Annotated in this window: 20 protein-coding genes and 1 other annotated feature; all 20 genes read left to right on the forward strand. The window is 35.9% G+C overall.

What is annotated here, in order from left to right; all coding sequences use genetic code 11:
- Positions 1 to 4 precede the first annotated feature (4 nt).
- The 20 genes from floA (at position 5) to BFG57_RS04555 (ending at position 19,818) form a co-directional block, all read left to right on the forward strand.
- Positions 5 to 988, forward strand: a complete 984-nt coding sequence (gene floA / locus BFG57_RS04460; protein WP_139125061.1) for a flotillin-like protein FloA — start codon at positions 5 to 7, stop codon at positions 986 to 988.
- Entirely contained in the window at positions 988 to 1,470 is a 483-nt protein-coding gene (locus BFG57_RS04465; RefSeq protein WP_069716273.1) for a hypothetical protein, read from the forward strand. Before floA ends, BFG57_RS04465 begins: the two co-directional genes overlap by 1 nt.
- 210 nt (positions 1,471 to 1,680) lie before the next feature.
- Positions 1,681 to 1,968, forward strand: a complete 288-nt coding sequence (gene yqfC / locus BFG57_RS04470; RefSeq protein WP_281186608.1) for a sporulation protein YqfC — start codon at positions 1,681 to 1,683, stop codon at positions 1,966 to 1,968.
- 49 nt (positions 1,969 to 2,017) lie between these two features.
- On the forward strand, positions 2,018 to 3,205 hold the full coding sequence (gene yqfD, locus BFG57_RS04475; RefSeq protein WP_069716274.1) for a sporulation protein YqfD: 1,188 nt from the start codon (positions 2,018 to 2,020) through the stop codon (positions 3,203 to 3,205).
- A 3-nt stretch (positions 3,206 to 3,208) separates the two neighbouring features.
- Positions 3,209 to 4,171, forward strand: a complete 963-nt coding sequence (locus BFG57_RS04480) for a PhoH family protein (protein ID WP_069716275.1) — start codon at positions 3,209 to 3,211, stop codon at positions 4,169 to 4,171.
- A 259-nt stretch (positions 4,172 to 4,430) separates the two neighbouring features.
- Positions 4,431 to 6,545 (forward strand): HD family phosphohydrolase, encoded by a 2,115-nt coding sequence (locus BFG57_RS04485; RefSeq protein WP_069716276.1) that lies wholly within the window; start codon positions 4,431 to 4,433, stop codon positions 6,543 to 6,545.
- Complete coding sequence (ybeY, locus tag BFG57_RS04490) at positions 6,542 to 7,006, forward strand: rRNA maturation RNase YbeY (protein WP_069716277.1); 465 nt, start codon at positions 6,542 to 6,544, stop codon at positions 7,004 to 7,006. The genes BFG57_RS04485 and ybeY overlap by 4 nt, the downstream gene beginning before the upstream one ends.
- Positions 6,990 to 7,376 carry a diacylglycerol kinase family protein gene (locus tag BFG57_RS04495; protein WP_069716278.1) on the forward strand — a complete coding sequence of 129 codons (387 nt, stop codon included), beginning with the start codon at positions 6,990 to 6,992 and terminating at the stop codon, positions 7,374 to 7,376. Before ybeY ends, BFG57_RS04495 begins: the two co-directional genes overlap by 17 nt.
- Positions 7,377 to 7,485: 109 nt before the next feature.
- The gene (locus BFG57_RS04500) at positions 7,486 to 7,884 is read left to right on the forward strand and encodes a cytidine deaminase (RefSeq protein ID WP_069716279.1); all 399 of its coding nucleotides are present in this window, start codon (positions 7,486 to 7,488) and stop codon (positions 7,882 to 7,884) included.
- Complete coding sequence (era, locus tag BFG57_RS04505) at positions 7,877 to 8,785, forward strand: GTPase Era (RefSeq protein WP_069716280.1); 909 nt, start codon at positions 7,877 to 7,879, stop codon at positions 8,783 to 8,785. Before BFG57_RS04500 ends, era begins: the two co-directional genes overlap by 8 nt.
- Positions 8,786 to 9,017: 232 nt before the next feature.
- A complete protein-coding gene (locus BFG57_RS04510) occupies positions 9,018 to 9,155 on the forward strand; it encodes a YqzL family protein (protein WP_342670275.1) in 138 nt (45 codons plus the stop codon).
- A gap of 125 nt (positions 9,156 to 9,280) precedes the next feature.
- Positions 9,281 to 10,033: a DNA repair protein RecO gene (gene recO, locus BFG57_RS04515; RefSeq protein WP_069716282.1), complete on the forward strand. Its 753-nt coding sequence runs from the start codon at positions 9,281 to 9,283 to the stop codon at positions 10,031 to 10,033.
- Between the two features lie 80 nt (positions 10,034 to 10,113).
- Positions 10,114 to 10,286: a binding site (T-box leader), on the forward strand.
- Positions 10,287 to 10,411: 125 nt separating this feature from the next.
- Positions 10,412 to 11,302 carry a glycine--tRNA ligase subunit alpha gene (glyQ, locus tag BFG57_RS04520; protein WP_069716283.1) on the forward strand — a complete coding sequence of 297 codons (891 nt, stop codon included), beginning with the start codon at positions 10,412 to 10,414 and terminating at the stop codon, positions 11,300 to 11,302.
- On the forward strand, positions 11,295 to 13,373 hold the full coding sequence (gene glyS, locus BFG57_RS04525; protein WP_069716284.1) for a glycine--tRNA ligase subunit beta: 2,079 nt from the start codon (positions 11,295 to 11,297) through the stop codon (positions 13,371 to 13,373). The genes glyQ and glyS overlap by 8 nt, the downstream gene beginning before the upstream one ends.
- Positions 13,374 to 13,596: 223 nt before the next feature.
- On the forward strand, positions 13,597 to 14,235 hold the full coding sequence (gene ccpN / locus BFG57_RS04530; protein ID WP_083249074.1) for a transcriptional regulator CcpN: 639 nt from the start codon (positions 13,597 to 13,599) through the stop codon (positions 14,233 to 14,235).
- Between the two features lie 42 nt (positions 14,236 to 14,277).
- Positions 14,278 to 15,090 (forward strand): pyruvate, water dikinase regulatory protein, encoded by an 813-nt coding sequence (locus BFG57_RS04535; protein ID WP_069716286.1) that lies wholly within the window; start codon positions 14,278 to 14,280, stop codon positions 15,088 to 15,090.
- A 361-nt stretch (positions 15,091 to 15,451) separates the two neighbouring features.
- The gene (locus BFG57_RS04540) at positions 15,452 to 15,937 is read left to right on the forward strand and encodes a YaiI/YqxD family protein (RefSeq protein ID WP_069716287.1); all 486 of its coding nucleotides are present in this window, start codon (positions 15,452 to 15,454) and stop codon (positions 15,935 to 15,937) included.
- Between the two features lie 38 nt (positions 15,938 to 15,975).
- A complete protein-coding gene (dnaG, locus tag BFG57_RS04545; RefSeq protein WP_069716288.1) occupies positions 15,976 to 17,793 on the forward strand; it encodes a DNA primase in 1,818 nt (605 codons plus the stop codon).
- Positions 17,794 to 17,907: 114 nt separating this feature from the next.
- Positions 17,908 to 19,026, forward strand: coding sequence for an RNA polymerase sigma factor RpoD (gene rpoD, locus BFG57_RS04550; RefSeq protein WP_069716289.1), 1,119 nt, complete (start codon positions 17,908 to 17,910; stop codon positions 19,024 to 19,026).
- 243 nt (positions 19,027 to 19,269) lie between these two features.
- Positions 19,270 to 19,818 (forward strand): hypothetical protein, encoded by a 549-nt coding sequence (locus BFG57_RS04555; protein WP_425388469.1) that lies wholly within the window; start codon positions 19,270 to 19,272, stop codon positions 19,816 to 19,818.
- Positions 19,819 to 20,059: the final 241 nt, after the last annotated feature.

The raw sequence follows: 20,059 nt of genomic DNA on the forward strand, positions 1-20,059 counted from the left end.
AAACATGATTGCAATGGGTCTAATTGTAGGTTTAATTATTATTGTATTAGCAGTATTGTTTACATTTGTACCTGTTATGCTGTGGATTTCCGCACTAGCAGCAGGGGTAAGAGTTAGTATCTTTACACTAATTGGTATGCGCTTACGTCGTGTTATCCCAAGTCGTGTAATTAATCCGTTAATTAAAGCTCATAAAGCAGGAATTCCAGTAAATACGAATCAGCTAGAGAGTCATTACCTTGCAGGTGGTAATGTTGACCGTGTAGTTAATGCATTAATTGCTGCACAACGAGCAAATATTGAGTTAAGTTTTGAACGATGTGCTGCGATTGATCTTGCAGGTCGTGACGTGTTAGAAGCAGTGCAAATGAGTGTTAACCCGAAAGTAATTGAAACGCCGTTTATCGCCGGTGTAGCGATGGATGGAATCGAAGTGAAAGCGAAAGCACGAATTACTGTACGAGCGAATATTGAACGCCTTGTCGGTGGTGCTGGGGAAGATACAGTAATTGCCCGTGTAGGTGAGGGGATCGTAAGTACAATCGGTTCATCTGATAACCATAAGAAAGTATTAGAAAATCCAGACCTTATCTCTCAAACAGTTCTTGCAAAAGGTCTAGATGCAGGAACAGCATTTGAAATTTTATCAATTGATATTGCAGATATCGATATCGGTAAAAATATAGGAGCGGTATTACAGACAGACCAAGCAGAAGCAGATAAAAACATTGCACAAGCGAAAGCAGAAGAACGTCGTGCGATGGCGGTTGCTCAAGAACAAGAAATGGTTGCACGTGTACAAGAAATGCAAGCGAAAGTTGTTGAAGCTGAAGCAGAAGTACCACTTGCAATGGCAGAAGCACTACGTTCTGGTAATATCGGAGTCATGGACTATATGAACTTGAAGAACGTTGCAGCTGATACAGATATGCGTGATTCAATTGGAAAGCTAACGAAGGATAATGACGAAGACGAAAGTGATCAATAATGGAAAGTATTATTGATTTTATATTTTCAAATATCTTTATTATTGTAGTCGTTATTAGTGGACTATATAGCTTTTTCAAACGTGCGGGTGATGGTGAAGAGCTTAAGCCAAAGAAAGAAACAACAACAAACGAGATACCAACGCAAGTTGAAAAAGAATGGACACAAGCAAAAGAAATATTTGAAACAAGCATGTATCCTAAAGAAAGTGAACAACCAGTAACAAGCACAATTCAAAGTTATAATAACTATGAACAGAAGAAGCAAGCAATAAAACAGGAAATGGTAACCGTAGAAAAAAGAAGTGAACCAACGTATTCTAAAAAAAGCAAAGTAAGAAGAAAGAAAGTTTCAGTAAATGTTGCTAGTTTTTCAAAGTCAGAAGTAGTTGAAGGTGTTGTATACTCTGAGATTCTGCAACCACCTCGAGCATACAATCCACATCCCGCTACGAAAAGAGATCGTTCAAAACAAAAACGCTGAGAAATCAGCGTTTTTTTTATTTGTCCTTCAATCATAATTCATCTAAGTATTTCATTATTTCATGTTAATACGAGCTAATAAATGCAAGAGAAAATGATATATATGATGTGCAAAGTAGTTGTATCAATTGTTTATTGAATAAACTTAAAAAATGTATGTGATAGAAAATAGGGATTTCGCATAAACATGAGTTGAAAGGGGGTTCGTCGATTGGGAAAATGGCAGAAAAATATTAGACGTTGGGTCATGCAAAGGGCAGCACTTCCTGCTGATGTTGTCATGGATCTACCCCGTATTACAATGATCGGTCAGCTCCATATTTACATTGAAAACCATCGAGGGTTATTAGTATTTTCTGATAATGAGTTGCGCTTATCGTTGAAACAAGGGCAACTATTAATAAAAGGTCAGAACTTTGTTCTAAAGACGATGCTTCCTGAGGAAATATTGTTAGAAGGAAAGATCGATGAAGTGACATTTGTTAACGAAAAAAAGTGATAGGAAGTTTGATTTTACATATAAACGAGTGTAATGGGAGGGAGAGCGCTTGAAAAATCATTGGACGTCCTTTTTTGCAGGATATACTAAGGTGAAAATTTCAGGGCGTTTGATTGAACCGCTGTTAAACCAATGCGCCAAATCAGGGGTTCAAATGTGGGAGTTACGCAGATTAAGTGAAGACAGTTGTGAAATGTATGTCTATTTAAAGCATATTAAAGAGTTGCGTCATATTGTACGTCACTATCGATGCAAAATGAGATTCACTGAGAAAAAAGGTTTGCCATTTTGGTCAATAAGAATGCTTCACAATAGTGGTTTTGTAATTGGTATACTTGGAGCATTAATGATAATGTTTCTATTATCAAATATGGTGTGGGATATCGAAATTGAAGGAGCAGAACCGGATACTGAGCATAAATTACGTCAAGCGATTGACGAATATGGTGTTAAAAGAGGCAAGCCTTTATTTCTATTGCCAGATGCAGCAATCATTCAGCAAGACTTGACGATTGGTGTCGATGGTATTACGTGGCTTGGGGTAGAACGAACAGGTACGACATACCATTTTCAAGTAGTTGAAGAAAAGCGGGTGACACCTGATGAAGTTAAGGGTCCGCAACACCTAGTTGCTAAAAAGCAAGCTGTGATTCATGATTTGTTTATTGAAGAAGGACAACCATTAGTGACAGTAAATGATTATGTCGAAAAAGGGGACATACTCGTTTCGGGTATATTAGGAAAAGAAGGACAAACAAAAATGGCTTCTGCTAAAGGAGAAGTGCTAGGAGAAGTATGGTATCAGTCAACCGTTTATATACCTATGAAGACGAAATTTAATGTATTGACGGGTGAAAAAGTTACGAAGCGTTATATGAATGTCTCTGGAATATCTATACCAATATGGGGATTTGGTGATGTGCCTTATGAGCAATTTGAACAAAATGAAAAGCAGACACCATTGTTATTCTTTAAGTGGACAACACCTATTACATATGAAGAAAGTAGCTATCTAGAGAAAAAGGTTGTTCAACGTAACTATGATAAAAAATCAGCAATAGAACAAGGAAAAAAAATAGGGAAGAAAGAACTGTTTAATCGAATTGATCAGGATGCTACGATTAAAGGTGAAAAAGTTTTGCACCAATCAGTCGAGAATGGTAAAGTAAAACTAATAATACATTACCAAGTAATAGAAAATATCTCAGTAGAACAACCAATCATTCAAGGAGACTAAAGCATGGTGAACGATTTACATACAATTGATCTACAAATTGATAACTCTAATGAAGCACTCGCCTTATTTGGTGCAGGTGATCGTCATTTGAAGATTTTTGAAGAAAAACTTAATATTTCAATTGTAACAAGGGGAGGTTCAATTAGAGTTGCTGGTGAGCAAAAAACAGTTAAACTCGTTGAAGATTGCCTCTATCAGTTATTGAAAGTAATCCGTTCAGGTGCAAACATCTCTGAACGTGATATTGTATATGCTGTTCAGCTTAGTCAACAAGGTATGTTAGACCAATTTACAGAGCTATTTGAACAAGAAATTACTAGAAATGCAAAAGGAAAACCGATTCGTGTTAAAACACTTGGTCAGCGAAAATATGTTTCTGCAATGAAAAAGAATGATTTAGTCTTTGGAATTGGACCTGCTGGTACAGGGAAGACATATTTGGCAGTTGTTATGGCTGTAGATGCTTTAAAAAAAGGGATGGTAAAACGTATTATTTTAACTCGTCCCGCAGTAGAAGCTGGAGAAAGCCTAGGCTTCTTACCAGGTGATTTGAAGGAAAAGGTTGATCCATATTTACGTCCGTTATATGATGCTTTGAATGATGTTTTAGGTGCAGAACAAACTCAAAGATTAATTGAGAGAGGTACGATAGAAATTGCTCCACTTGCTTATATGCGTGGTCGTACGTTAGATGATTCTTTTGTTATTTTAGATGAAGCTCAAAATACAACACCAGAGCAAATGAAGATGTTTTTGACTCGACTTGGTTTTCAATCAAAGATGGTTGTTACTGGTGATCGGACACAAGTAGACTTACCCAAAGGTGTTGTATCTGGTCTTTCAATAACAGAAAGAATATTGAATAAAACAACTGGGGTTGCATTTCTCTATCTTGAACGCACAGATGTTGTGCGTCACCCGCTTGTACAAAGCATAATAGAAGCATATGAACAAAGCGAAATCTAACCCAATGGAACTTTTGTTTCGTTGGGTTCTCTTTATCACATGTTAACTGAAGTGAACAGCTCTACAAACGAAGAAAATTTATTAAGCCTAAGTATAGAATGAATAATACTTTTACTTGTGCAAGTTTCTGTTCCTCTAGCTTAATTGTCCAATTGATTATAAACTTAATGCAGAGTGTAATTAATTAGCACATACTGTTAGAATCAGAATTACTAACTTCAAGATCTGCCTACCATTTGGGGAAGAGGAGTAGTGCAATATGAACATACTAAAGTGGTTGCAAGATAGTTTCCGTAAGGTTCAAAATAAACGAATTGTCACAATTAGCTTATATTTACTTCTATGTGTTGTATTGTATGTCTCGTTATACAGTAACATTCAACCAGAGCGATTGAATGTTACACTCTATTCGGTGTCAAATAAAGATATTCTCTCACCGATTACAGTTGAGGATTGGGAGTTAACTGTTCGTAAACGTCAAGAGGCTGATGCTGCAGTTGAGGATCAGTATATTTTAAAAACGGAATATGCTCAAAATCGTGTTGATATCGTATCAGATATTTTTGATTCAGCAATACGTGTGAAGAGTGATTCTGAAGATGTGTTGTTAGATAAACAACTAGAAGTATTACAAAAAGACATCGGTGAGGAATTTAGCCAAGTTTTTACCAATCAGGAGTTGACATATCTATTAACTTCTTCTCTTGCTCAATTAGATACTGCAAAGAATACGACAATAACGGCTGTACAAGCAATAATGAAGGAACGTATATCTGTTGGTGAAGAAGGTGAGAAGAAAGAAATTATTGCAAATGATTTAAGAAACGTAAACCTTCCATCTGACTTAAAACAAACAATGGTAGTAATTGGTCAGTACGCAATTATTCCAAACTATGTTTATGACGTTAAAGGTACTGCAGAGAAGAAACAAGAGGCAATGGAGTCTGTTGAGCCTGTTAAAATTCGTGCTGGACAAGTACTTGTGAAAGAAGGACAGACGATTGATAGGGATGTATATCGTCAACTTGATTTAGTAGGATTACTAGATGAAACGATTCATCCGTTGCCTTATATTGGATTAGTTTTATTAATTGGAAGCGTTGTAATGGTAACACTTAACTTTCTTCGTGAAGTTGAAAATGACTCACATAGTTTCAACAAATACTTGTTTTTATATTTTTTGATCTATGCCATTATAATTGGATTAATGAAGATTTTGAGTTTGTTCCAACATTTTTCTGTAATTGGATTTGCAGTGCCTGTTGCGATGGCTACGATGCTCGTGAAAATGTTAATTAACGAACGGTTAGCTATACTAACAAGTATGACTTTAGCTATTTGTGGAAGTTTAATTTTCAATGAAGAAACTGTAGAACCATTTAACTATATTATTGGAGTATATATCTTTTTAAGTGGTATGTCTGGTGTTGTTTTCTTGAGAAGGCATAATCGCCGTTCGAAAATTTTACAAGCTGGTTTTTACATTTCGGCTGCCAATATGATTGTCATTTCATCTTTGTTCATGATTAAAAATGGACAATATACGAGTATGGAAGTTGGTAGTTATTTAACAATGGCTGTATTATCGGGTTTTCTTTCAGCTGTACTAACATTAGGTTTAATGCCATTTTTTGAAGCTGGCTTTGGTATGTTGTCAACGATGAAGCTAATTGAATTATCTAACCCTAATCATCCATTACTTCGAAAAATTTTAACAGAGGCTCCTGGTACTTATCATCATAGTATTATGGTTGCAAACCTGTCGGAGTCAGCATGTGAGGCAATAGGTGCAGATGGGTTTCTTGCACGAGTAGGTGCTTTTTATCATGATATAGGTAAGACAAAGCGACCTCGATTTTTCATTGAGAATCAAATGAACATGGAAAATCCACATGATAATATTGCACCTCAACTAAGTAAAACAATTATTACAGCGCATCCTTATGATGGTTCAAGTATGTTAAAAGAACATCGGTTACCGCAAGAAATAATAGACATTGCAGAACAACATCATGGTACAACGCTGTTAAAATATTTTTATCATAAGGCAAAAGAAAATTCAGTAGATGTAAGTGAAGATGACTTTCGTTATCCAGGGCCGAAAGCTCAAACGAAAGAATCGGCGATTGTTGGCATAGCAGATAGTGTAGAAGCGGCGGTTCGTTCGATGTCTAATCCGACTCCAAAAAAAATAGAGAATTTAGTTAAAAATATAATATCTGATCGATTGCAAGATGGACAATTTGATGAATGTGATCTCACTTTAAAAGAGATCGACATTGCAGCAAAAACGATGTGTGAAACATTAAATGGGATATTTCATTCGCGTATAGAATACCCTGAAATTCAGGAGAAAAAGGTGAAACAAGCATGAATATTGATTTTATAGATGAGAATGGATTTGTTAATGAATCTGATCTTGAGCAAGTAGAGAAATTATTACGATACGCAGCTGAGCAAGAAGGAGTAGAAGAGGATGCGGAGATTTCTGTAACATTTGTTGATGATGCAGAAATTCAAACAATTAATCGAGACTATCGTGATAAAGATAGACCGACTGATGTTATATCTTTTGCACTTGAAGAATTAGGAGAAGGTGAGATGGAAATCCAAGGGATGGACATGCCAAGAGTGTTAGGAGATATCATTGTTTCAGTTGAAACTACAAAAGTACAAGCTGATGAATATGGACATTCATTTAGTAGAGAGTTAGGTTTCTTATGTGTTCATGGTTTATTACATTTATTAGGTTACGATCATATGAATGAACGTGATGAGAAAGAAATGTTCGCAAGACAAAAGGAAATTCTTGAAGGTTATGGACTCACTAGGTAAGCGATATCATCGACTTGTTAGAAGCTTTGGGTATGCATTTCAAGGGCTCTTTAATAGCCTTAAAAACGAACAAAATATGCAGATTCACTTTATTGCAGGTACTCTTGTAATGATAGGTGCGTGGATACTTGAACTACCTAGGAACGATTATATAGTTATCTTCATTTTAATTGGAGGAATGGTTAGTTTAGAGTTATTGAACACTGCAATAGAAAGAGTGGTTGACTTAGTTACAGAAGAATACCATCCACTAGCGAAACAAGCGAAAGATATTGCAGCAGCAGCTGTACTCTGGTTTGCAATTATTTCGTTCATCATTGGATGCGTCATTTTTTACCGCCCATTTATTAATTTCGTCACGAACTTGTGATGTAAACAACTTTAACTTGATGTAGAATAGAAGGGTAGACAGCAAGAAACTTGGTAAAGCTACTGCCTACATCATAAGATATTTCATCGTATTGAAAGGACTGTTATTAATGGATAAACAAACACTAATAAATGCAGCAAAGGAAGCTCGTGAATTAGCATATACACCATATTCTAAATTTAAAGTCGGTGCAGCACTTTTATCAAGTAAAGGTACAATTTATAAGGGTTGTAACATTGAAAATGCATCTTATGGCCTTTGTAACTGTGCAGAACGTACAGCGCTCTTTAAAGCCATTTCTGAAGACGATAAGGAGTTTGAAGCAGTTGCTGTTGTTGCAGATACAGAGCGTCCAGTGCCGCCTTGTGGTGCGTGTCGTCAAGTATTATCCGAGCTTTGTCCTGCTGATATGCCAGTTTATTTGACAAACTTAAAAGGTGATGTAGAAGAAACAACGGTAAAAGAGCTTCTACCAGGAGCATTTTCAGTGGAGGATTTAAATGAATAACGATCAGTTTCGATCAGGTTTTGTTTCCATTATTGGGAGACCAAATGTAGGTAAATCAACATTTCTAAATCGAGTAATCGGTCAAAAGATTGCAATAATGAGTGATAAAGCTCAAACGACGAGAAATAAGGTTCAAGGCGTTTATACGACAGATTCAAGTCAAATTGTCTTCATTGACACACCTGGTATTCACAAACCTAAATCTAAGCTTGGAGATTTCATGGTTAAGGCAGCTCAAACAACATTAAGAGAAGTTGACTTAATCTTGTTTATGGTGAATGTGGATCAGGGGATAGGTAAGGGAGACAAATATATTATTGAATGGTTAAAGTCGACAAAAAATCCTGTCTTTCTCGTTTTGAATAAAATTGATCAAGTGCATCCAGAAGATTTATTGCCACTTATTTCTCAATATAAGGAATTATATGATTTTGCTGAGATTGTACCGATTTCAGCATTAGAAGGAAGCAATGTATCAACATTATTGGATCAAGTTACTGACTATATGGAAGAAGGTCCGCAATACTATCCGTCTGATCAAGTTACAGACCATCCTGAACGATTTATTGTATCTGAATTCATTCGTGAAAAAGTATTACATTTAACACGTGAAGAAGTACCACATTCAATTGCTGTTTACATTGATTCGATGGAGCGTCGAGGGGATGGAAATACGGTATATGTTGCTGCAACGGTAATTGTAGAACGTTCTTCTCAAAAGGGAATTATTATTGGTAAGCAAGGATCGATGCTAAAGGAAATAGGAAAACGAGCACGCAAAGACATCGAGGCAATGTTAGGCTCAAAAGTGTATCTTGAGTTATTCGTTAAGGTGCAAAAGGATTGGCGTAATAAAAACATCCTCTTGAATGACTTTGGTTACCGTGATGAAGACTACTAAATCTTCATAAATGGTATCTTTTTGAGTGCTTTTCATTTATGCAGTTAAAAAATAAAAGTTCAACATACCCGATTAAGGGATGATTAACAAATATTCTCTTACATCTTTCAAGCTGCAAAGGTCAACCTATTAGAAAGGGTAAGAGTTTCAGCTAGTATTAAACGGATTGTTTAAAAGTGGGATCAACTTTTTGAACATCTTCTAAAAATCATGAAAGGTGGGGTCTCTTTTGTTGGATTTGACTTGGAAGATTTTTAGCGAAACTGGTGACCTTGGGATATATCTTCTCATGAAAGAAATTGAGAGAGACAGTATCGGACCCGAAGATGAAAGTGAAGAGCTGGCAGAGATACAAACTCCTTTTTCATAGGGGAAACTTTGTAGTTGGAAATGTAAAAGGGAATAAAAGTTGAACGACATAAAATAAATATTAAGTAAACATTAATATGTTGTGGTGAGAGACCCAAGTTTTCTGAATGATGGATGGTGACATGTGTGTATTCTAAAACAGAAGGGATTGTAATCCGTACCAATGATTACGGGGAGACGAATAAAGTTGTTACACTTTATACACGTGACTTAGGGAAAATTGCAGTAATGGCTAGAGGTGCAAAGAAGCCCAAAAGTCGGTTAACTTCCGTTACACAACTTTTCACGTATGGAAGTTATCTCGTACAAAAAGGTAATGGTATGGGAGCAATGCAGCAAGGAGAAATCATCCAGTCATTCCGAAGTATACGAGAAGATATTTTTAAGACAGCTTATGCAGCATATATAGCAGAACTCACAGATAAGTTAACTGAAGAGAAGCGTTCTAATCCGTTTATCTTTGAGTTGCTTAATCAAACGTTAATGTATATGCATGAAGGGGTAGATATAGACATATTATTGAATATCTACCAAATTAAGATGTTGGACGTAGCTGGGATTCCACCGCATGTAGACAGTTGTGTAAATTGTGGACATACGGAAGGGACTTTCGCCTTCTCAGTACGAGAAGGCGGTTTTCTGTGTCATCGGTGTTTTTCTATTGACCCGTATCGTATGGCAGTTAGTGCAGCAACGTTAAAATTAATCCGCATATTTTATACTTTTGATATAGCTAGGTTAGGGGATGTGTCTGTTCAACAGAAAACAAAAAATGAGCTTAAAGAATTAATCAATGCTTATTATGACGCACATAGCGGTATTTATTTAAAGTCAAGACGTTTTCTCGAACAATTGACACATTTTCCAAATGAAAGTTGACAATAGATACGCAATTATGTATGATTTCAGAGAGAAAATGATAGAGTACAGTAATTGTTATTCAATAAAAGATAATTTTAATATATGTGTTGAAAGAGAAGAGTACTTATTAACCTTTGAATAAGCGAGTCTGGGGTGGTGAGAGCCAGGTCTTAAAGGAATAAGGAAAGGCGCTCTGGAGCATTTCTAATAAAGTGGCTTTCAGTATCGAAGGCAAATAGGGTGGAACCGCGGGAAAACTCTCGTCCCTATGCTTGTATTACCGAGCATAGGGACGAGAGTTTTTATATTGCTCGATAAGTTATGTCTTACAAAATTACTTGCTTTTTCAAACTTTTTTTATATACACTTTAGTGTAAAAATTTTGGAGGTGGCATTATGAATATTCAACAAATGATTTTAAAGTTACAAGAACATTGGTCTAATCAAAATTGTATTATTATGCAGGCTTATGATGTTGAGAAAGGTGCAGGTACGATGAGTCCAATGACTTTACTTCGTAGTCTTGGTCCAGAGCCGTGGAATGTGGCATATGTTGAACCATCACGTCGACCAGCTGATGGTCGTTATGGTGAAAACCCAAACCGTTTATATCAACATCATCAATTTCAAGTTATCATGAAACCTTCTCCAGATAACATTCAAGAATTGTACTTAGAGTCACTAGAGGCGTTAGGCGTTAATCCGCTAGAACATGATATTCGCTTTGTAGAAGATAACTGGGAGAATCCCACTTTAGGTGCAGCAGGTCTTGGATGGGAAGTATGGCTTGATGGCATGGAAATTACTCAGTTTACTTATTTCCAACAGATTGGTGGGTTAGAAGCTAAACCTGTATCTGTTGAGATTACATATGGAATAGAGCGTCTTGCATCTTATATTCAAGATAAAGAGAATGTGTTTGACCTTGAGTGGACTGACGGTGTTACTGTTCGTGATATCTTCTATCAACCAGAATTTGAGCATTCTAAGTACACATTTGAAATGTCAGATAAAGATATGCTGTTTAATCTCTTTAATACTTATGAGAAAGAAGCAATGCGTATTGTGGAAGAGGGACTTGTCTTCCCAGCCTATGATTATGTTTTAAAATGTTCTCACACATTTAATTTACTTGATGCAAAAGGTGCGATATCAGTAACAGAACGTACTGGTTACATTGGTCGCGTACGTAATTTAGCTCGGAAAATTGCTAAGGCGTATGTTGAAGAACGTGAACGCTTAGGGTTCCCAATGTTGAAAGGCGAGGAGGAAGCAAATCATGAGTAAAAGAGATTTTCTATTAGAAATTGGCTTAGAAGAATTACCAGCGCGGTTTGTAACAAATGCGATGAATCAACTTCGTGATAAGGTAGCAGATTGGATGGCTGATAATCGTATATCTTTTGAAGATATCAAGGCATATTCTACACCTCGTCGCTTAGCTGTAATCGTAAATGGTGTGTCTGAAAAGCAAGAAGATGTTAGTGATGAAGCGCGTGGACCAGCTAAAAAAATTGCTCTTGATGACGAAGGGAACTGGACGAAGGCTGCACAAGGCTTTGCTCGTGGTCAAGGCGTAGACCCAAGTGCAATTTTCTTTAAAGAAGTTAAAGGTACAGAGTATGTATTCGTAAAGACTTACTCAGAAGGGCAAGCTACATTTTCACTCCTATCACAATTAAAAGATGTTATAACGAATGTAACATTCCCTAAAAATATGAGGTGGGGAACCAATCAACTGCGTTATGCTCGTCCAATCAAATGGATCATTTGTTTATTTGGAGAAAAAACTGTTCCTTTTCAAATAACAAATGTACAAACTGGAATCATTTCACAAGGACATCGTTTTCTTGGTGAGCAAATCATGATTGAAGAACCGTCTCAATATGTTGAGAAACTTCAAGAACAATATGTAATTGTTGATGCACATGCCCGTAAAGAAATGATTCGTCATCAATTCAGGCAACTTGAAGAAGAGAATGGTTGGAGCATTGGTGTTGATGAGAGTTTGTTAGAAGAAGTGAATAATCTTGTGGAATATCCAACAGCATTATTCGGAGGATTTGATCAATCATTTTTAGAGCTTCCTGAAGAAGTACTTATTACGTCTATGAAGGAGCATCAACGTTATTTCCCAGTGAAAAATGAATCTGGTCAACTTTTACCGTATTTTATTACGGTTCGTAATGGAAATGACTATGCGCTTGATAAGGTTGCAAAAGGAAATGAGAAAGTTCTACGAGCGCGTTTAGCAGATGGTCAATTCTTCTATGAGGAAGATCAGAAGATGACGATTGAATCAGCTTTGAAACGTCTTGACTCAACAGTATTTCATGAAGAATTAGGCACGATTGGAGATAAGGTTCGTCGCATCCGTAATCTATCTGGGCAGATTAGTTCTTTAGCAGAAGTGAGTGAAATGATACAAGGGAAAGTTGATCGTGCGGCAGCAATTTGTAAGTTTGACCTTGTAACGAACATGGTTTATGAATTCACAGAATTACAAGGTGTGATGGGTGAGAAATATGCACGTATGTTTGGTGAAGACGAAACAGTTGCGAAAGCAGTTAATGAACATTACATGCCACGATCAGCAAATGATGACCTTCCAACGTCTGAAACTGGAGCGATTGTAAGCATTGCAGATAAGTTAGATACAATTGTTGGATGTTATGGCATTGGATTAATTCCATCTGGTTCTCAAGATCCATATGCACTTCGACGTCAAGGTGCAGGAATTATGCAAATATTAATCCAAAAAGAGTGGTCCTTCCATTTTGAACAGCTGTTACAAGCTGCAGTGAAACAAATGAATAACCTTCAATTGTTAAAACGTGATAGTAATGAAGTGCAAAGAGAGTTGATTGATTTCTTCAAACTTCGTTTGAAAAACATTTTACAGGAAAAAGGAATTCGTTATGATGTAATTGATGCGGTACTTGCTGGACCAATCGAAATGCCTCATATCACGTTGAAAAAAGCTGAATTGTTGAATGCAAAATTAGATGAAATAGCTTTCAAAGAAATGGTTGCAGCATTGAGTCGTATTACGAATATTTCTAAGAAAGCAGATCATAAAACGTATAATGTAGAACTTTTTGAACAAAAACAAGAGCATGACTTATATAAATCGTATGAACTAGTAGCACAAGTGTTAACTGAAGCAATTGAAAATGGGGATGTTGAAGCCGCATTTACAAATCTTAGCTCATTAAAACCTTCAATTGATGCTTATTTTGACAATATTATGGTTATGGATGATGATGAGAAAGTTCGTGAAAATCGCCTTGGTTTTATGAAGGCAATTTCTGAAACAATCGTTTCATTTGCTCATTTTAATGAGATTGTGTTTAAATAATGTAAACTTATATGTATTGTGAGTGGTACATTAACAAATAATGAACTGTAAAAAAGCCTGTCTCAGCACAGGCTTTTTTACACTGATAGTAATGGTTAGCTAATAAGTAAAGTAGTGTATATAAAAGTATATCCTTATTATATATTAGTGTGTAATATTGTTTCGCTCAAATGGCAATTGGGTTATAATATTTATAAGAGAAAATGTTGTCAGTTCGAAGGTGGTGAGAACGATCCAACTAAATAAACGTCAAGAGCATATATTGCAAATTGTTAAGGATAATGGCCCAATAACTGGTGAGCAGATTGCAGAACGCTTAAATTTAACTCGGGCTACGTTACGCCCTGATTTAGCGATTTTAACGATGGCTGGATATCTTGAAGCAAGGCCACGTGTCGGTTATTTCTATACAGGTAAAACGGGCTCTCAATTATTAACTGAGAAAATCAAAAAAATACGTGTAAATGAATATCAATCCATTCCAGTTGTCGTAGAAGAAAGTGTATCTGTTTATGATGCAATTTGTTCGATGTTTTTAGAGGATGTTGGCACACTTTTCGTAATAGACAAGAATGGTTCACTGGTGGGTGTCCTATCACGTAAAGATTTATTACGGGCAAGTATCGGGAAGCGTGATCTCGATGCAATTCCAGTTAACATAATTATGACTAGGATGCCTAACATTTCTATTTGCAAAAAGGATGATCTATTAATTGACGTTGCAATGAAGATCATCGAGAAACAAATAGATTCAGTACCCGTTATTAAAGAAACAGAGAATGGGCTTGAGGTTGTTGGAAGAATTACAAAAACAAATATGACAAAAGCCTTGCTTGATCTTGCAAAAGATGAAATGATATAGAAATGTGACTCAACAACATTGATAGAAAGGAATGGAGACGGAATGAATCATTCAATTGTCTATGTCGTTTCTGATTCCGTCGGCGAAACGGCAGAACTTGTAGTTAAAGCTGCTGCAAGCCAGTTTAATTCATTTGGCATTGATATTAAGCGAGTGCCATATGTAGAAGATACGGCAACTTTGAAAGAAGTCATAACAATGGCAAAAGAACGTGATGCTATCATTGGTTTTACTCTCGTAGTACCTGAGTTACGAGAATATTTAGTTAAGGAAGCAGCAAAAGTGGGAGTGCCAGCAGTTGATATCATTGGCCCTATGGTAGATGAAATGCAAAATGTATATAATCGTGACCCAAGTCAAGAACCAGGATTAATACATAAGCTTGATGAGGAATACTTCCGTAAAATTGAAGCAATTGAATTTGCAGTAAAGTATGATGATGGAAGAGATCCGCGAGGCATTTTACGGGCTGACCTTGTGTTAGTAGGGGTATCACGAACTTCCAAGACACCACTTTCACAGTACTTAGCACATAAACGTTTAAAAGTAGCAAATGTACCAATTGTTCCAGAGGTTGAACCCCCAGAAGAGCTTTTTCAGGTCGATCCTAATAAATGTATTGGCTTGTGCATTAGCCCAGAAAAATTAAATTCCATTCGTAAAGAACGATTAAAGGCACTTGGATTGAATGACAAAGCAAGTTATGCCAATATTGAACGCATAAAGGAAGAGTTAAATTATTTTAACGAGTTAGTAAAGCGAATTGACTGTAAAACTATTGATGTATCAAATAAAGCAGTGGAAGAAACTGCAAATGTCATTTTAAACATTATTCATAATCAAGCTAATAAATAATTTGAAACGTAGATATAAGTTTATTTAAGGACTTATTCACTTGGTATTCAACTTCTGAAATTAAAAGAGAAAAACACAGTCGATCAAACTGTGTTTTTCTCTTTCTTCAAATGAATGAAAAAGAAGATTACTGAATAAACATAAAAAGTAATAGCCAAACATAAAAAAGTATATTATAATGAAAAATTGTGATTTAAATGAATCTTGAGGGTTTAGAGTTTTGAAATAAGGAATAAACTAGATAAAAACGTATATGTATGTTAGAATACTTTGATTTCAAATTAGGAAAATCCTCACAGATATGATTATTGGGTAAAATGAAATTCAGAAATTTAAAACATGCATTTCAAAGAAGGATTATGTGGAGGGATGTAGAATAGAGAGATATGGTAAAAGAATAGGGTCGATTTTTGTAGATGCAGATGCATGCCCAGTCAAAAATGACATACTCGAAATCGCTTCACAATTTGAAACGAGCGTAACTTTTGTATCCTCCTATAATCATATGGCAAATGAATCTATAGGTGGGAAATGGGTGTATGTTGATACAAATAAAGAAGAGGCAGATCTATATATTATGAACCATGTCAACTCAAATGATATAGCAATTACACAAGACATTGGTTTAGCAAGTATACTCTTAAAGAGACATGTTTATGTTTTGTCTCCTAGAGGAAAAGAGTATGAGGAGAGTAATATTGAATCTGCACTATTTTCACGTTATATTCATGCGAAAAACAGACGTGCAGGTAAATATGGTAAAGGACCAAAACCATTCACAAATGAAGACAGAATGGCATTTCGAATAAAACTTGAAAAAACTTTGTCGAAATTTGAAGGAATTTAAAAATAAATCACGAATAAACAAAAGGCTGTGAAAGTTTCATGGCAAATCGTATACCTGAAGAACTTATTGAAAAAATTCGATTAGATAATGACATTGTTGATGTTGTTTCTGAATATGTTCAATTGAAAAAACAAGGGCGTAATTATTTTGGATTATGTCCATTCCATGGTGAGAACACACCATCTTTCTCTGTTGCTCCTGAAAAGCAAATTTATCATTGCTTCGGATGTGGTTCAGGAGGTAATGTTCTTACATTCATCATGAACATTGAAGGACTCGATTTCATCGAAGCAGCACAACACCTTGCAAAACGTAGTAATACTGAACTACCACTTATGGAACGTTCAGAAGAGAGTACACCTTCTGAAGGAGCCAATCATGAAATCCGAAAAGCATTTGACCTCTTAAAGAAATATTACCATCATTTGCTCGTAAATACAAAAGACGGTCGGGAAGGTCTAGAATATTTAGATGATAGGGGCTTTACAAGGGACGTAATTGAAACGTTTGGTCTTGGTTACGCTCAGGACTCTTGGGAGTCAACGACTATCTTTTTAAAAAAAAGAGGCTATTCTTTAAATAAAATGACAGAAGCAGGTATTCTGGCAACAAGACAAGATGGTGAAGCAGTTGACCGTTTTCGACATAGAATTATGTTTCCGATATGGAATTACCGAGGAGAAACAATTGCATTTGGTGGACGAGTAATAGGAGACGATTCACCTAAGTATTTAAACAGTCCTGAGAGTCCGATATTTAGAAAAAGTCAAACGTTATATGGTTTCCACCTTGCAAGAAAGGCAATGCGTAGAGAATCCGTAGCCATTTTGTTTGAAGGTTATGTAGATGTGATTGCTGCTTGGAGTGCTGGTGTACATAATGGAGTTGCAACACTCGGCACTGCATTAACTGAAGAGCAAGCAGGTATACTCCGTCGAACAGTTGACACCGTTATTATATGTTATGACGGTGACGACGCAGGTATCACTGCTTCTGACCGTGCTGCAAAGCTTCTGCAGCAGGTAGGATGTCAAGTAAAGGTAGCTTTATTACCGGAGTCAATGGACCCTGATGACTACATCAGAGCATATGGAGCGGAAAGCTTTCAAACTGGTGTAATAGGGGCAAGTGTCACGTACATGTCTTATAAAATGCGCATGCTTCGAAGAGGAAAAAATCTTCAAGAGGCAGGAGATCGTATCCAATATATAGAAGAGGTATTAACAGAAGTTGCGAATTTGTCGAAAGCAGTTGAGCGAGAGCATTATTTAAATCAATTAGCAGATGAGTTTTCAATGTCATTAGATACGCTAAAAGATGAGCAACGTCGCATTTATTATCAATTACGTAAGTCAAAGGATAATCAATCATTCCAAAGAGATAATAAGCAACAGAAGCCTTTATTAATACAAAAAAAATTATTACCAGCATTTCATAATGCTGAACGATATTTACTTGCTCACATGTTTCAAGATTATTTAATTTCAGAGAAAGTTCAAGAGCGAGTGGGTTGTTCATTTAATATCGATGTACATAACGCAATTGCTGTTATGCTGTATGGGTATTATGAAGAAAGTGATAGGTTAGATATTGGAGATTTTATGCAAAGGATTGAAGATGAGCAAATTCGTAATCTGGTTTCAGATATTGCGATGTTAGACGTGAGTGAAGAGGTTTCTGATGAGGCCTTAGAAGATTATATTCGATTGATTTTAAATCATCCTAAGTGGCAAGAAATACAGCATATTGAACGTGAATTGAGAGAAGCTGAGCGGTTGCAAGATTTTGAAATGGCTGCCCAGATTGCAATGAAAATGCATGAACTAAAGAAGCAACTTAAGCGTTCATCACTGTAAATAATGATAAATCCCTGAGTGGCTATAAATATCGAAAAGCATAAAATGAAGTAGTAGACCTAATATAGCAATTAGCTTTTCGAGTGTTTTGGAATGTTGGAAGGAGGCGAACTAATGGCTGAAAAACGCGCTCGTTCAAAAAATGTAGAGAATGAACTTACATTAGAGCAAGTTAAAGAACAACTGTTGGAAATCGGTAAAAAACGTGGTGTAATCACATACGAAGAGATTGCAGAACGTTTGTCAGCCTTTGAATTAGATTCAGATCAAATGGAGGAATACTACGATAACCTTGAAGAGAAGGGTATCGAAGTAATCGGTGAGTCAGAAGATGATCCAAAGATGCAACAGTTAGATAAAGAAGAAGAGTTTGACTTAAATGATTTAAGTGTTCCACCAGGAATTAAAATTAATGACCCAGTACGTATGTACTTGAAGGAAATTGGTCGAGTCGACTTACTATCAGCAGCAGAGGAAATTGAGCTTGCAAAACGCATTGAACAAGGTGACGAAGAGGCGAAACGTCGCCTTGCAGAAGCGAACCTTCGTCTCGTTGTTAGTATTGCAAAACGATACGTAGGTCGAGGTATGCTATTTTTAGATTTAATTCAAGAAGGTAATATGGGTTTAATTAAAGCAGTTGAGAAATTCGATTATGAAAAAGGTTATAAATTTAGCACATATGCTACATGGTGGATTCGTCAGGCTATTACACGTGCTATTGCAGACCAAGCAAGAACAATTCGAATTCCAGTGCACATGGTTGAAACCATTAATAAATTGATTCGTGTACAACGTCAACTACTCCAAGATTTAGGACGTGACCCTTTACCTGAAGAGATTGGTAAAGAGATGGAGCTAACTCCAGATAAAGTCCGTGAAATCTTAAAGATTGCTCAGGAGCCAGTTTCTCTTGAAACACCAATTGGGGAAGAAGATGATTCCCATTTAGGCGACTTTATTGAAGACCAAGAAGCTCAATCACCATCAGATGCTGCTGCATATGAATTATTAAAGGAGCAACTTGAGGATGTACTCGATACGCTAACAGACCGTGAAGAGAATGTTCTTCGTTTGCGCTTTGGCTTAGATGATGGTCGAACTAGAACACTTGAAGAAGTAGGTAAAGTCTTCGGTGTAACACGTGAGCGGATTCGTCAGATTGAAGCAAAAGCACTACGCAAACTTCGTCATCCAAGTAGAAGCAAACGTTTGAAAGACTTCTTAGAATAAATATCTTTGGGAATAGTTTACTTCATGAGTGGTGGAGTAAACTATTTTTTCTGAGAAAATTAATCGTCATAAATTGGGTTAAACGAACATTACCAGAACCTGAAGCGATTCTTTGATGTAACTTTAAATTTATACATAGAAAAAACTATAAATTCTTATTAATAACTATTTTTCGAAGGTAGCTTCAAGAGTATTTTTCGAATTAATGAGACTGTTAGCAATACATCTTTTGAGGTGATTATGTTGAATGACCGAAAAGAAACAATTATAAGAGAGATTCGTTATTGGAAAGCGCATAATCTACTACCCGTGCAATATTGTGATTTTTTATTGCATTTATACACTGAAGGTGAGGAAGAGCAGGAGCCAGTGAAAGACGGTATGAGGAAGAAACGTAGTTTGAATAATCTTCCATTATATTTATTTATGTTACTGCTCGTATCACAATTACCAATAACATTTCTTGTCATTTATTTTACTGAATTATCTCATTTTTTGCAAATCTCTATTTTTGTATTTTTTAACATTATATCATTAAGTAGTGGATATATTTATTATCGTAAAAAAAGCAAATTCGTTCATTTTCCAATTATTATTGGAGCACTTGTCTTATTTCTATGGAGTGTGCATCTCACAACAATATTTATTAGTGCAGAAAAATGGTTGTTAATTACAGTTATCCTTAGTAACTGCAGCTTATGGACATTCGCTGGATGGAAGATGAAGTTAACGTATTTAACTATTGCAGGAATATCAGGTGCAATTTTATTAGTTTCATATAATTTTTTGTAAATTTGAATATCCTTTACTATATAGGTAATTTTATTGTAATATATTAATATAATGTGTATAAAAATTTTTATATTTTTTATTTTTTCGCGCATTTATTTAAATTTCAACTGTATAATATGTCATTTAGTTGAACATTTTATAAAAATATTAAGAACTTAAGCCTACCCCCTTTCCTAGAACGAGTATTTGCAGTAAAATATAGGTGTTTTAATCTATCGTTTCGCGCAAGTACATGCAGTGC

The organism is Bacillus solimangrovi, from assembly GCF_001742425.1.
In the GTDB taxonomy this organism is placed as follows: Bacteria; Bacillota; Bacilli; order Bacillales; family Bacillaceae_N; genus Bacillus_AV; species Bacillus_AV solimangrovi.

What these genes read in the sequence shown, in the direction of transcription:
- BFG57_RS04535 (WP_069716286.1), top strand. Translation starts at nt 14,278, where the DNA reads ATGAATCATTCAATTGTCTATGTCGTTTCTGATTCCGTCGGCGAAACG.
- BFG57_RS04485 (WP_069716276.1), top strand. Translation starts at nt 4,431, where the DNA reads ATGAACATACTAAAGTGGTTGCAAGATAGTTTCCGTAAGGTTCAAAAT.
- ybeY (WP_069716277.1), top strand. Translation starts at nt 6,542, where the DNA reads ATGAATATTGATTTTATAGATGAGAATGGATTTGTTAATGAATCTGAT.
- BFG57_RS04500 (WP_069716279.1), top strand. Translation starts at nt 7,486, where the DNA reads ATGGATAAACAAACACTAATAAATGCAGCAAAGGAAGCTCGTGAATTA.
- BFG57_RS04480 (WP_069716275.1), top strand. Translation starts at nt 3,209, where the DNA reads ATGGTGAACGATTTACATACAATTGATCTACAAATTGATAACTCTAAT.
- floA (WP_139125061.1), top strand. Translation starts at nt 5, where the DNA reads ATGATTGCAATGGGTCTAATTGTAGGTTTAATTATTATTGTATTAGCA.
- glyS (WP_069716284.1), top strand. Translation starts at nt 11,295, where the DNA reads ATGAGTAAAAGAGATTTTCTATTAGAAATTGGCTTAGAAGAATTACCA.
- glyQ (WP_069716283.1), top strand. Translation starts at nt 10,412, where the DNA reads ATGAATATTCAACAAATGATTTTAAAGTTACAAGAACATTGGTCTAAT.
- BFG57_RS04465 (WP_069716273.1), top strand. Translation starts at nt 988, where the DNA reads ATGGAAAGTATTATTGATTTTATATTTTCAAATATCTTTATTATTGTA.
- era (WP_069716280.1), top strand. Translation starts at nt 7,877, where the DNA reads ATGAATAACGATCAGTTTCGATCAGGTTTTGTTTCCATTATTGGGAGA.
- rpoD (WP_069716289.1), top strand. Translation starts at nt 17,908, where the DNA reads ATGGCTGAAAAACGCGCTCGTTCAAAAAATGTAGAGAATGAACTTACA.
- dnaG (WP_069716288.1), top strand. Translation starts at nt 15,976, where the DNA reads ATGGCAAATCGTATACCTGAAGAACTTATTGAAAAAATTCGATTAGAT.
- BFG57_RS04495 (WP_069716278.1), top strand. Translation starts at nt 6,990, where the DNA reads ATGGACTCACTAGGTAAGCGATATCATCGACTTGTTAGAAGCTTTGGG.